This is a genomic window from Vibrio sp. QJM3NY_15, from assembly GCF_057785995.1.
Genome location: NZ_CM173518.1, coordinates 1,216,040 through 1,231,039, shown reverse-complemented (window position 1 = coordinate 1,231,039; position 15,000 = coordinate 1,216,040). Strand labels below are relative to the sequence as shown.

3 protein-coding genes are annotated in these 15,000 nt (G+C 45.1%); all 3 read right to left on the bottom strand.

From position 1 onward, the window contains the following. Positions 1 to 8 precede the first annotated feature (8 nt). From AC3CKG_RS21780 to AC3CKG_RS21770, 3 genes are read right to left on the bottom strand one after another with little or no spacing between them, the layout of a single operon-like run. A complete protein-coding gene (locus tag AC3CKG_RS21780) occupies positions 9 to 1,334 on the bottom strand; it encodes an HlyD family type I secretion periplasmic adaptor subunit (protein WP_488529340.1) in 1,326 nt (441 codons plus the stop codon). Next, positions 1,327 to 3,486: a type I secretion system permease/ATPase gene (locus AC3CKG_RS21775; RefSeq protein ID WP_488529339.1), complete on the bottom strand. Its 2,160-nt coding sequence runs from the start codon at positions 3,484 to 3,486 to the stop codon at positions 1,327 to 1,329. Before AC3CKG_RS21775 ends, AC3CKG_RS21780 begins: the two co-directional genes overlap by 8 nt. Before the next feature lie 33 nt (positions 3,487 to 3,519). Continuing rightward, positions 3,520 to 14,823 carry a T1SS-143 repeat domain-containing protein gene (locus AC3CKG_RS21770; RefSeq protein ID WP_488529338.1) on the bottom strand — a complete coding sequence of 3,768 codons (11,304 nt, stop codon included), beginning with the start codon at positions 14,821 to 14,823 and terminating at the stop codon, positions 3,520 to 3,522. Positions 14,824 to 15,000: the final 177 nt, after the last annotated feature.

Here is a 15,000-nt window from a genome sequence, read left to right as displayed (position 1 = left end):
AACGCACTTCATCGTTCGCGAAGTGAGTTTTCCTTAGCTCGTAAAATAGGTTTTAACCAATAACTCAATACTGTTTTCTCTCCGGTCAATATATCAACCGCGACTTGCATCCCTGGGATAATGCTAAAAGCAGAGTTTTGTTGTTGGTCTTCGTTTAACTGAATATGGGCGCGATAATAGGCGTTGCCGTCTTCCGTTTGTAAGGCGTCGGCACTGACATAAATCACCTCGCCTTTAAGTCCGCCATAAATGACAAAATCATAGGCCGTGAATTTGACTGTTGCCCCCAGTCCCGTATGAACAAACGCGATATCTTGCGGAGAGATCCTCGCTTCAACAATCAAATCACTGTTTGATGGAATGATCTCAATGATCGGCTCGCCGGGACGAACAACACCGCCAATGGTACGTACAAAGACCTCTTTAACTGTTCCGTCAACTGGCGCTAAGATTTGTGTTCGTTTAAGTTGGTCGGCGATCGCTTGTTGGCTTTCATTCAATTGCGCTATTTTGCTGGCAACTTCGTTCAGTTGGCCTTGTACTTTGGCACGAAAATCTAACGCGATGCTGCGGTGGTCGGCTATCGATTCTGAGTAAGCCGCTATCTGTTTCTGAGCCGCCACTTTCGAGCTGGCAATATCACCTTTCAGTTTAACCACATCACGGTTCAGTTTCAGCAACTCGACTTCTGCTACAGCACCACTCGCCACTACGTCTTTCAACATGTTGCGTTCTCGAATCACGATATCTAGGCTGCTCTCTAAAGTCTGAATATTATTGAGCGTATCGACACGTGCTTGATCTTGCTGCTCGATGCGAAGTGCCGCCTCTTCCAGTTCAGACTTCAACTGTCCTAAACGCTCTCGATAGTTCGCTTTGGCATTCATTAATGCGGGGTGGCTTGATACATCAACAACAATATTTTGCGGTACCAAAACCACTCGTTCAAACCACTCTTTGGCATCATTATTTAAAACGACTGTCGCCAGCTCCGCTTTTAATCTTAATTGTTGGGCCAGTAAGGTATCGGCTTGTTGAGCCGACTCTAAAAACGCGGCTTTAAAACGTGTATCTTCGAGCTTAGCCAGAGGCTGTCCTTTCACCACTGATTGGCCTTGTCGCACCATGATTTCTTGGACAAGACCGCCCTCTAAACTCTGAATGGTTTGTACAGAAAGGCTAGGAACGACTTTGCCCTCGCCGATAACCACTTCTTCCAATGTTGCCCACGTCGCCCAACCGATAATAGAGACAATGAGTAGAGCGCTTAGCCAAATCAGCTTACGAGAACGGAATGCCAAGTGGTTGTTGGTCCATTGAATATCATTACTCATGACGGCCTCCCTTCACCACTGAAACCGTCTTAAATCGACTCGCCCCTTTGGGTACACTTTTCTTCTGTAGAGAGAGGATATCTTTTGGCTCACCCTCAGCTACGATTTGACCTTTATCCAACACAACCACTCGGTCACACATCATCAAGAATGAAGATTTGTGTGAGCTGATCAGCATTGAAGTTTCTCTTGGCATACTTTGAAGTGCATTGAAGAACTGTATCTCAGCCTGATTATCAAGTGCGCTAGTAGGCTCATCCATGATCAATAGTTTTGGACAGTGATACAATGCTCTCGCTATTGCCACAGCTTGTCGTTGGCCTCCTGAAAGCAATCGACCACCCTCGCCGACTGGCGTTTCTAAGCCGTTGCTCAAGCGCCCCATGTAACCGTTCAGCCCTGACTGTTGCAGCGCTTGCCTTAGCTTTTCTTCATCAACGTTAGTCGCACCTAAGGTGACGTTGTCGTAAACACTGCCAAAGATAAGATTCGTGGTTTGCCCTACCCACCCCATACCACTACGCAAGACACTGGTAGGCCATAATTGCCCATCAATCTCTTGGTAAAAAGCTTGCCCTGTTGTTGGTAAATACTGACGAGCCACAATCGATAAAAGTGTGGTTTTTCCGGCACCTGCCGCACCGACAAGACCAACTCGCTCACCCGGCTTAATATCAAGAGAAATCTCTTTCAACGCAGGGCTTTGAGTATCAGGATAGGTAAACGTAACCTCATCTAATCTGACTCCACCAGCAAAATCACCCTTGTCGATCACTTGGTGCTTAGATTCTTCTTGCGGTAAGTCCATGATCTGGTTGAGGCCTTCAACGGCCGAACGGGTTTGTTGAAATCTCAGCATTAAAAGAGAAAGTTGGTTTACTGAACTCGCAGCACGTCCACTCAACATCACCACCGCTATCAAGCCACCCATGCTCAGCAAGCCTTCAGAGATCTGATACACACCGAATATGATGAGAGTGATGGTGACGATCTGCTGACTCGACTGAATGGAATGAGTCACAATGTTAGAGTAATGACGAGATTGAGTCTGCCATTGAGAGAGCGATGAAATCGTCTGTTCCCAACGTTTCTGGGTTATACCCTCAGCATTGTTTTGCTTGATATCAGGAAGGGTTGTTAAGCAGTCAAACAACTGGGCTTGTCTTTGTGTCGACAAACGTGCGGTTTCATCGAATGTTTTCTCGACTTTACCTTTCATCGCAATGCTCAGCACAATCAAGACCAACATGATCGCGACAGGGATGAACATCATCGCACCACCGAGCCAACCGATAAGGAATAGGAATAACAAGGTGAATGGCAGGTCAACTAAAGTAACCAAAGAAATAGAAGTGAAGAAATCTTTAACGCTATCGAAATCTTGAAGCTGTCTGGCAAATGCGCCTACCGATTGAGGTCGATTTTCCAATTTCATACCAAGGACTTTAGAGAACAGTTGAGAAGACAACTTGTTATCAATATAGCGCCCAGCCATGTCAGTCACAGAGCTTCGTGAACTTCTCAATACCCAATCAAAAATAACAACAATACCAACGCCTGCCGCCAGAACCCAAAGCGTGTTAAACGCTTGGTTCGGAACCACGCGGTCGTACACGTTCATGGTAAACAAAGGCACGACTAGCGCGAGCAAGTTGATCAAGAATGACGCGATAAACAGATCTCTGTACCAGGGTTTTACTTCTTTTACGACACGCCACAACCAACGGGTGTTGGACTTATTTTCGCTGCGTTCATGGGATTGAACGCGAGCATCATCGAGAGCTTGAGCACCCACTTGCCAAACATACGATTCGACTTGAGTAACCAATTCTTTTAATGAAGTTTGTTGGTTTGAGTTGGTTTCGCAATCCAATACTTGAAAGTCGTCACCGGAACCTTGAGTGACGACAAGGGGGCTCCCTGTCGCGGAATTAACAGCAACAACGGGGAACTGACATTGAGTCAGTAATTCTTTTTTTACGTGGCTCAGAGTTAAGCCCGATTTCTCAATCGCTCTTGGGAAAAGGGACTCATTGAGCCTTCCTTCGACTAAAGGTAGGCCAGACACTATTTTAGAAGGATGGCTTCGAACATTAAAATGCTCACATAACCACTCAACACAACCTAGCCAGCTGTCTTTTTGTTCTACCAATCTAAACTTCCTTTTATAGACCGTACATCTAACTTACAGCGTTAAATTATTGTCTTCTATCATTTTTTGCAAAATTTGTGCTTCTAATGCACTGCTACTGTCGCCTTGATACAGATCGTCGTACGTAACATCGGTTAATAAGATGTTTTGTTGAACGTCATCATCTCCATTTGGCTTAATAGAAATGGTCACGCCCTCACCAGATTCTTCTAAATCTAGATATTGTGTTGCCCCTAGCCCTGTATTAAGCCCTAGGCTTCCCAAAATACCCGAGAGGTCAATTGCATCCGTATTTGGAGACACATCAAAATCTTGAATCACATCGTAGCTTGGTGCCTCAGCGCTGCCCAAACCTGATGATTCAAACACAAAATTGTCAGAACCGGTACCGCCAATCAACAAGTCGTTATCGTCTGTCGCGGTAATGGTAGAGTCGCCGTCAGCAACAAATTCAACCGATACCGTTTGAGGCAACCCTACCGCTTGGTTGTTGCCTATCTCAGCAGAAGGCTCGATGGTGAGTTCAAATGGGTCAACGCCATCATAACCGCCAGTAATTGCTAAATTAGGTACATCTGCTAAATCCACCACATATTGACCATCAACCATAGAGCCGTGTGAGAACGTCAAACCTGCGGGAATATCATAAATAGTAATGAAGCCCACTTCTGAATCGGCAGGATTTACAAGAGAAAGGTCTAAACCAAGAGGAATCGTGCCACTTGCTTCAGCCACAATTGAAGAGTATTCAACGCTTAGTAAAGGCGCATCCGGTTCTGGTGTAATAATAAGCGTCATGTCTTGTGAGCTTGGGTCACCCGTGTCGACCACTAACTCGCCAAGTACGGTATTTTGATCAACCGTTCGGCCGGTAATCGTAATGTCGAGATTACCAAACGCATCACCAGCAAAGAATTCTAGCTCATCAACAGAACTTGCTTTAACGAGAATCGTCGCCTGCGCGATATCGCCAACACGGATAAAAGAGCTGGTTTCTGAGCCAATTCGAATTCGGTCTAATCCGACTAACCCTGACGGATCCGAAGTTGCATTAACCGTTACAGTAATTGATAAGAATTCATCGCTGTTGGTTTCAAAACTATTGGCATCAAGTGGGATAGCAATGCCATCATCTTCACTTCCAGTGAGCTGTTCTGGTAAATCGAAGAACTCAACTTTATCACCAATAGGATTCACACCCACGGTGAATTCAGATGCCGTATAACGAATATCAGTCGTGCCAATTTCTTGAGTAATGGCTTCTAGAGACAGATTAATATCACCACTAAAGTCTCGCGGAGGCAAAATAACTAAGTTAGCAAGCTGACTTGGATCCAGTTGCCACTCGTAAGTAGGGTTGCCATCAAATGTACCTCCATCGACGCCATTGTTAGGAACTAATTGGTAGCTGTCACCCACCTTTATCGCAACAACCGCACCTTCAGGCACGCCTTTCAATGCCAAGGACATATTTTCAGAGCCATCTTGGTCAATCAATTCCGCGCTCAGCGATGACAATGAAATGTAGTTATCTTCGTCGCCGACAATATCTTGCGTTACCAAGTTTGCTGCATCAGCAACAGGTTCAACGGTGATCGTCACCACGGTCGTTTTATCTTGCGTATCCGTTTCAGTCACGCAATCCGCTTCATCGGTAATATTGGCGGTTACTGTTAAGGTGATTTCGCCGCTGTAATGCTCAGGTGGTGTTACCAACACATCACTCAGTCGGCTAGGATCGGTTACGGTCCAAGTACCATTGCCGTTATCAACCAACAAGCCAGTATCAGCAGGGCTCTCTGATAGAGTGCCACCATTTGATACCGTAATCGTCAGAGAGTTAACGGTTTCTTTACCAGTAGCGCTATTGCCTTCACCCGTGATTAGCTGACCATCTTCAACGCTATCGCCAAGAACGAGTTCGAGATTAAGGTCTGTCGCGATATCTTCTTGGATTGTTGTCGAATCTGTGGCCACGGTAATGTCATCCACGACTGGTAACACCTGAATACTAATCGTCTGTTGTGTTGTTACTGTGTCGCCGTTACACGGTGAGGTTTCGACTGTCTCTATCGTGAAATCAATACATCCAGCGAAATCCTCATCCAATCCAGTTAACGTCAGTTTCGAGAGACCATCGGCAGTAATCGAGTAACCGACTACTTCGCCAGATGCGTCATATTCAGCAATAACGCCATCACCAGAAATCTCGACGCCCTCAGGAAGAGAATCGGCAGGAATATAGAAAGAGATCGTATTGTCTGGGTCACTGGCTACATTGGTATTGAGCAAGCCCGTAAGATCGATATCTTCCCCTTCTGGTGTCTTAATCTCACCATCCGGTTGAATCGGGCTTGGTGGACCTACAGGATCACAAGTACCGCCACCGCCGTCATGGCCAATGATCTGAATTTGGAATGAAGTATCTATATACTTTGAATCTTCTCCATCGATAACACGAGCACGCACCACAATATCTAACACAGGTGTGTCGCTTGGGCTGGAGATCGTCATACCGCTCAAGATCTCTTGCGCCAACTCTTGAATAGAGTCACTCGTCAGGCCATTGGCAGAGATAATCCAGTTTCCTGAAACATCTTGAGCGGCTCCGTTGGGGTGATCGATAATCAGCGAATAACCATCAGGCACATCGATCAGGATATAATCCAAGTACTCTGAACCATCCATATCTGCATCAACAAAAGTAACCGCATCCGACACGTTGACTGGAGAACCGTCATCACTGAGGTATAGCTGACCAGAACTTTCCAAACGAGTATCTGACTCGACCCTTGCATCTACGGTGACACTGATTGATCCTGAAATATCCTTTACATCCGTCGCGCCTGTCGGCGAAGTATCGGTAACTTCATAGGTAATTGGGATCGAAAATGTACCGCTCAAATCTTCAGTAGCGGTGACGGACAGTCTTCCGCTACTTAAAAGCTCGGACAGTGTTGGCGTCGTAGAGTCTAATAAACTTTCTAAATCTAACCCGGAAACCGGCACATCAATAACACTACCATCAAAATAAAGAGTCAGATCAGCAGGAAGACTGTCAATCACATAACCAGTTAAAGACTCACTTCCATCAACATCTTGATTCACTGATGGCTCTAGGTTCAATCCAATTTGGCTGTCTTCAATACCTTGAGTGCTGACTGTTTGACCATCTTCTTGATCAACAACAGGCGCTAACTCTACTTTTAACGTCATCGGGAACTCACCCGAATCACCATCAGGCTCTGTTGAAATAGCAATAACAGTTAGCTCTAACTCGCCACTGAAATCAGTAACAGGCTTGAGGTATAGGTCATTCAGTTGAGCGTTAGAGACTTGGAATACAGGCCCTGTCACATCATCAACATACGCGATCGTCAGCGACACTGGCTCACCCAACGAATCCACTAGCAAGGTGCCGTCAGGGATATTGGTCAGAAGTATATTGATCTCTTCTGAAACGTCGTCATCAGAAGTTTGAACCACAAAATCAAGTCGAATCAGACCATCTTCATTGAGAACAGATTGGTTGCTGATGACTTTAGTATCGCTGTCATATTCCCAGTGAGCATTACCGCCATCCACAACGATAGGCTCGTCCACTACCCCTTTAAGGAAAATATTGATGGTCTTGGTGTCGCTAAGTGCGGTGATATTAACAGGGTCAAGTGAATCAACCGTCGATTCTGTGGCTACCGCAGTTACCTTGATAAACAGGTCTTCAGTAAACGAACTGATATCTTCTTTTGGTATGAGGTAAGCCACGTTATTCTCAATGGCCTCCGCCGACACAAGGTAAGTGTTGGGACCAATTAGGTCAAAGAGTCCGCCTTGAAGAGACCAACCATCTTGCACTTCGATTTGGTAGCTCAATGATTCAGAACCGTCAGTATCCGTTAGCGCACCATCAATCACATTCTTAAGGAAGATGGTTTCATCTTCTAAGCCTTTGTAGTCTTTAACGGATACATGTGGAGTATCAGCATCCGGCGAAATCTCGACAACGACAGTATTAACAATATCGGCCGTTTTATCATCGGGGTCAGCGAAGGTGTTTCCCGCTTCGGTTGCAATCGCAGTAATCTCAAACTCGAATCGACCCGCAAGATTTTCATCGGCTCTGATTTCCATCTTATCGATTTGAGCTTGGGTGTACTCTTTGCCCTCTTTAACCGCGTTACCGTTCAAGGTGATATTCAGCCCATCTGGAATGCCACTAATGGTGTAAGACAATTCTTCAGATGTGTCTTGGTCAACCAACTGAGCGGTGATATCTAATTTAATTGGGTCTGCGTCATCTTCTACGGATTGGTAGGTAAATACAGAATCTGACCAATCCGGGGCATCCGCTACGGGTAAAACAGAAACCGATACATCAGCGGTCAGCTCTTTTGGAACCGTGTCAGTACTAATGATGGCGTTGATCGCTAAAATAACCGTTGAGGTCGTATTCGATTCATGGAGTGCAGGTCGATAAGTCAACTGACCATTAGGGCCGGTAAACTGATTGTCAATCGCCGTTAACTGATTACCTGAAAGCGTCACCTTGCCATCAACCACTTGAAGCAATACGCCATCTAAGTACAAGCTACCGCCTTGCAAAGAAGCTTCAGAGAACTCAATAGCAGTAACGGTTTCGCTTTGGTCCACATCTCCGGTTGCCACACTCACGACGATAATCGCATCGTTGTCTTCTGTGGTTTCTGAATCTTCATAACGAATAAAACCTTCGTTATCATCTAACACAAGCTCAGCGTTACTTATTACTTCATCACCGTCTGCATCTCGTACCAAATAGTCAATATCATCGATTATTTTAGGGTTAGTAGGATCTGTCGATACGTTTGGATTCGTGGTTAGTTGGTAACTACCATCTGGTGAAAGAGTAAACTGACCATAAGTAGATCCACTATCATAGTCGTTGATAAGATTGATCGTGATAGGAGTACCGACATCATCAAAGGTATACGTGACATTTCGATAGGTGAAGCTAATGATTTCCGCACCATCTGCCCCTGCAAACTCTTCCGTTAAGAACTGTCCATTGAGATCATCGCCCTCAACCATTTCAATCGAGCCGCTTCGAGAGGTCGGAACCGCATCCGTAACGTTGACTGAATAAATAGCAGGATCAGAGCTGTCACCATCGACATCAGTGACAACCAATTCAAAATTCACAGCTAGGTTGTTTTCACCACCACCAGTTGCATGATCGAGCGGCGCATACAGATTGAACTCTGTAGTACCATCGTTGTTAAAACGAATTCGGAAGATATCGTTACCCGACGAATCTTGAGCGTAATACCAACCATCGGCATTCACTTCTTGCAAGGATATCGCTCGTCCACCACTGCTGTAACCAAGCGCATCAAAAGCAGCGGTATTAATTGAGACTGATGCGATATCATCTGAGCCTTGGATAATTGATATCGACGGACTTGGCTCTTCAGTACCAGGTTGTTCATTGTCACCAATGAGGCCGTCTTCATCGACAGATATACTACCTACAATTGAGAATGCAGGGTCCTTACCGTCGTATATTTTGATGTCGGATTCTTGAGTTGAACGCGAACCATCAGAATCAATAACAACAACTGTGGTCGGTATATTTAATTCAGTATCTTTTAGCCCTGTACCGTGGTCAATGGAGCGATATAGATCAATCTCAACAGCAACCGTTCCGGAGGCATTTGCTTCGAGGAAATAATCAGAAGGTAGGCGAATCTGAAGAATGACATCGCCGTTACTCAATATCGCATCAAAACTACCATTGCCGTTATCTCTCCAGGATAAAGCCTCACCATTGTGCGTAACCGCTTCACCATCACCATCCAAAACAGCCTGACCGTTTGTCACATCAATACCAAGATAGACGATCGGGTCATGAGAAGCTGTTATATCTAAGTTCACCACTGCGCTTTGTTTTACGCCGTCAGGAGTGGTATTTGCGATAGGGTTTTCGGACAATTCAACCGTGCCACTCCCAATGGAAGGCTCACCACCATCTGTAATAGTGACATCAAGATCCAGTTTGGTTTTATCATTATCAGAATCACGAGCAGTAACAGTAAAAGGAAGCGAATCCGTACCATTGGTTTGGTCTAAACCTTTATAAAGTGTGAATACATAATCCACGCTACTGTCTACATCACCAGAACCGGGGGCAGTGAAACTCACTGTAAAAGCCACATCTCCACCCACTACTGGCCCTGCATAGCCAGTCAAAACGGTGCCATCATCAGAGACAGTGTAATAAATCTGTTCACCGCCGCTGAAGAGCTGAGGTTGATCTGCTAAATCAAAGTACACACTGTCTAGGTAGTCACTACCAATCCCAACACTGAATGAGCCCGTGCTGCTCACTTCACCGACAGGAGTATTATTTAAATCCGATTCGTTGACAGCCGCATTCGAACCAAGAACTAAGCTCGGATCATCACCGTCTTCGATTACCCATGAAATCTGGCCGCTTTCTAAAGCAGTACCATCGGTATCGGTACCAACAATATTTAATGGAATCGTGAGTAAGTCGCTAGTGAGTACATGATCTAATGGGCGCTCAATAACCAACACAATATCGGCAAGCACATTATTCCCGTCGACGGTTGTCGTCATTGAAAACGAGAACACATCATCATCACCTTGCTTAGCTGTAATAGTACGACCATCTGCGCTGAGCGTATAAGTAAGTGCCGTGGAATCACCACCTGAAGTAATACCTAACGCTTCTAGTTGCGCTACGGTCTCTGCGCTGAATGTTATAGAGTCGGGGTCAGGGTTATCCGAACCGCCTAATACAGTAAATTGAGCATTGATAGTTTGTGCGCCGGATGTAACGTCAACTTCTGCTACCGTTTTAGAGCTATCTGTTATCTGCCCGGCTGCGCCGTCCGTAATATCAATGGTCGCCGTCGCAGAGCCAAAATCACCACTAGAGTCAGCGGCAACGTAATTGAAGGTAACGGTGTGGTCTTGGTTATGGTCTAGATTTCGATTTGCTTCAAAGGTCCACTGGCCATTGGCAAATACGGTTAATACACCATCCCCGGTATTGAACACTGCAGGTGTTGCACCTGAAACATCTTTGCTGACTCCACCGACTTCGACGCTACTAATGGTTAGTGCGGTATCAAGGTCAATGTCATTGCTGAGAACGTTGCCAGACGATGTTTCACCTTCAACCATCGAGTAAGATTCACCGAACAGCACAGGTTCGGAATCTAGAATTGTGATCGGTAATTCGCCTAAAACGAGCTCTTCGGTACCATCATCATCGATTTGAAGCCCTTCAATAATGAGCGACGTTTGCAGCAACTCTTCCCCAGCTTGTTGGTCAACCGCTTGGTAGAAAGTGATTTCAACGGTATCTCCAACGATCTTCGCTTCGAAAACCAGTTTCCCATCAGTTCGAATGGCTTTAAGTACTTGCCCTTCAGATTCTAATGTTATCGCAAGAGATAAACCTTGAGATGTCACTGCTTCAGCAGAGGCTTGACTTGCGCTAAAAGCAAATTCATCAGCGAACTGAATATTAATGTCAGTGGCTTGGGTTTGATCTCCGAAGATTCCAACGGTACTTTCAGAAAATGAGACGGAACCAGGCAGTATAATACTTGGCATATCATCACTGGCTTCATTACCAATTGAATTGGCAACTCTTGCATCAATGACCCATTCTGAAGACGGATCTAGACTAGAAACATCAATATTCTCGACTAGCCAGCCACCTGACGCATCCACGACTCCAACAAAAGTCAGCGTTTGAGTGCCATCGTTAACTTCAATATAGACAGGCAAACCTTCGGAAACATCGGTCGTTCCCTGCATGGTGGTTAAATCACCACTACGAAAATCTAAGATGTTGAAACCAGATAAGGTATCAATATCGATAACAGGTGGGGCGGTATCAATTTGCCCTGTCGAGTCAGTGCCCGTTGTTTCATTACCTGCAATATCAATGGTAACTGCTTCTACGGTAATGTTGCCATCCGCAAATGCAGACAGATCGACATCATCGATGCTCCAAGCACCCGCAACAACCACGGTTTGTAACGTTATAGATTGATTATTACTATCAGTGACAGTGACATCTACGGTTTGACCGTCTTCGACGTTTTGAACCACACCCTGTAGACGAACAGATTTCACTTCTTCAGTATTGAGTATGTTATCGGCATCATCAAATTCTGCGGTGATGCTAGCCAGCGTATCCTTAACGATCGTATCGCTAGAAGTGACCGTATTTCCCGCAACATCCGTAACACTTGCTTCAACGGTCAAAATACCTTCTGCAAAATTCGAATAGTCTTGGCCTGTCAGTGTCCAGTTTCCGCCAGAAACTATCGCCGTATAATTTTCTGCCTTACCATCAACATCGGTGATGGTGATGGTAACTTCTTGACCATCTTCAACATTGGTCACCGTGCCAATCAATGTGCCATTATTGACCTCGGCAGAGTTGTAATACTCATCACCAAAGCCATCAAAATCGACACTGATGTCCGCTAATGTATCTTTGACGATGGTGTCTCTAGAAGTAGCAGTATTGCCTGCAACGTCCGTAACACTTGCTTCAACGGTCAAAATACCTTCTGCAAAATCCGAATAGTCTTGACCGACTAATGTCCATTCACCAGCGGTGACTGTAGCGGTATAGTTTTCTGACTTGCCATCAATATCCGTGATGGTGATGGTAACTTCTTGACCATCTTCAACATTGGTCACGGTGCCAACCAATGCGCCCTTGTTGACCTCGGCAGAGTTGTAATACTCATCACCAAAGCCATCAAAATCGACACTGATGTCCGCTAACGTATCTTTGACGATGGTATCGCTAGAAGTAGCAGTATTGCCTGCAACGTCCGTAACCGTAGCTTCTACCGTTAAAGTGCCTTCAGCAAAAGTGGAATAGTCTTGATCGACTAATGTCCATTCACCAGCAGTGACTGTAGCGGTATAGTTTTCTGACTTGCCATTAACATCCGTGATGGTGATGGTAACTTCTTGGCCATCTTCAACATTGGTCACCGTGCCAACCAAAGCGCCACTATTTACCTCGGCGGAGTTGTAATACTCATCACCAAAGCCATCAAAATCGACATTGATGTCCGCTAATGTATCTTTAACTATGGTGCCACTGGATGTCGCTACGTTACCTGCGATATCGGTTACCGTCGCTTCTACTGTCAAGGTACCTTCTGCAAAAGCGGAATAATCTTGATTGGTAAGAGTCCACGTGCCACCCGCCACAGTTGTTGAGTAGTCTACTGATGTGCCTGCACTATCAGTGATGGTAATTGAAATTATTTGACCGTCTTCAACATTAGCAACCGTGCCAACCAATGCACCATTATTAACCTCAGCAGAGTTGTAAAACTCATCACTAAAACCATCAAAATCGACATCAATAGTCGCCAGCGTGTCTTTTAATATTGTATCCGTTGAAGTCGCCGTGTTTCCTGCGATATCAGTGACACTGGCTTCAACAGTTAATTCACCTTCAGCGAAGGCTGAATAATCTTGATTAGTAAGCGTCCACGTACCGCCTGAAACCGTTGTTGAATAATCTAACGATGTGCCTGCACTATCGGTGATGGTAATTGAGATTGTTTGACCATCTTCAACATAACCAACAGTACCAACCAACACTCCATTTAGGACTTCTGTTTGGTTATAAACCTCATCGTCAGATCCAGAGAACTCAACTCCAATCTCCACTAGCGTATCTTTTATAATGGTATCCGTGGACGAAATAGTATTACCCGCTATATCTGTAATACTTGCGACAACAGTCAATTCACCTTCAGCGAAGGCTGAATAATCTTGTTCTTTTAGGCTCCATAAATTGCCAGAAACAACCGAGGTGTAGTCGACAGACAGTCCATTACTATCAGTAATCGTTATATTTATCGTCTGACCATCTTCAATATTGAAGGTGGCACCGACAAGGGCTCCTTTATTCACTTCACTTTGGTTGTAATAGTTGTCACCGAAACCATCGAACCGAACTAGAATTCTATCCAGAGTATCTTTAACAATGGTATCGGTAGCGGTGGTAGGGTTTCCCGCTATATCAATGGTACTTGCGACTACAGTAAGTTCACCTTCTGCGAAGTTTGAGTAATCTTGATTGACTAATGTCCAACTGTTGCCAGACACAACTGTCGAATAATTTACGGATAAGCCTTCACTATCCGTTATTGTGATCGAGATAGTTTGCCCATCTTCGACATTTGAAACAGTACCAACCAAAGCACCATTGTTTACTTCTAATTCATTATAAAACTCATCACCAAAGCCATCGAAGTCAACATCAATACTCGCAAGCGTGTCCTTAACGATGGTATCGGTCGCTGTTGTAGGGTTTCCTGCAATATCGACGGTACTAGCAACGACAGTGAGATCACCTTCGGCAAAGCTAGAATAATCTTGAGAAACTAGTGTCCACGTGCCGCCTGAAACGGTGGTTGTGTATTCTTGTGTGAGACCTTGGCTGTCGGTAATAGAAATGCTTATCGTCTGGCCATCTTCGACATTGGCAACAGTACCGACTAGCACTCCGTTGGAAATTTCAAATTGGTTATAAAATTCGTCACCAAAGCCATCAAAGTCGACATCGATTGTGGCTAGGGTGTCTTTGATTGTGGAATCGTTAGCGGTAATGCTATTTCCAAAGTCATCTGCAATAATCGCGTCAACCTTTAGGTCACCTTCCGCGAGCGAAGAAAGATCGACGCCATCGACGACATAAGCTTCGTCATTTGTGATTGCGGAAGTGGTGACTGTGTTGCCATTAACATCGGTGATGGTCAGAACAACGGTACGCCCGTCTCGAACATCCACAGCCGTGCCCGTAATCGTGACACCTGGTACTTCGAACTGGTTTTCGTAACCGTCACCGCCATCTAATATATCGACGGTTAATATTGCGCTAGGTGACAGCGCATCTAGGTTGCCATCGTTTGAAGTGGTGTCTTCTTCTTCATATTCTGTGGGACGAGTATCAAAGCCCGCGTCTGCGAGTGTTTCGTCTAATGTGGAGCGAACATAAGCAATAAAAGAAGCGCTGGAGCTGGGCTGATCGCTGGCAGAGTTCTGTTGTTGAGGTGCGCTTTCAATATTGTTAACGAGTTGGGAGACCACCTCTTCCAACTGTTGCTCAACAGCGGCTATTTGCGGCTCAGTGAGAGGTTGAGTTTGATCCAAATTCTGAGGCTCAATGCTCACAACTTGCACACCTTCAACTTTGGGTTGTGATGCGGGCACTTGAAGCCAAGTACCATCTGCAAGCACCTGCCAAACAACGCCACCAACTTCGATATATAAAATAGGATCCATCCTAAACCTCTTCCTTACAAAAACGCTGACATTGAGAACATCAATTTACTCAATAAAAGGGGAGAAAAGTCAGCGAACATCCCCTAAACAATACTAGCAAAAAACAAATCTTTAACAGTTAATTAATTATCACTGATACGCCGTAAAGTAAACCGATATGCTGTGACTTGCATTCAG

Coding starts and splice junctions, on each gene's coding strand:
- AC3CKG_RS21770 (WP_488529338.1), bottom strand. CDS start 14,823: ATGGATCCTATTTTATATATCGAAGTTGGTGGCGTTGTTTGGCAGGTG.
- AC3CKG_RS21780 (WP_488529340.1), bottom strand. CDS start 1,334: ATGAGTAATGATATTCAATGGACCAACAACCACTTGGCATTCCGTTCT.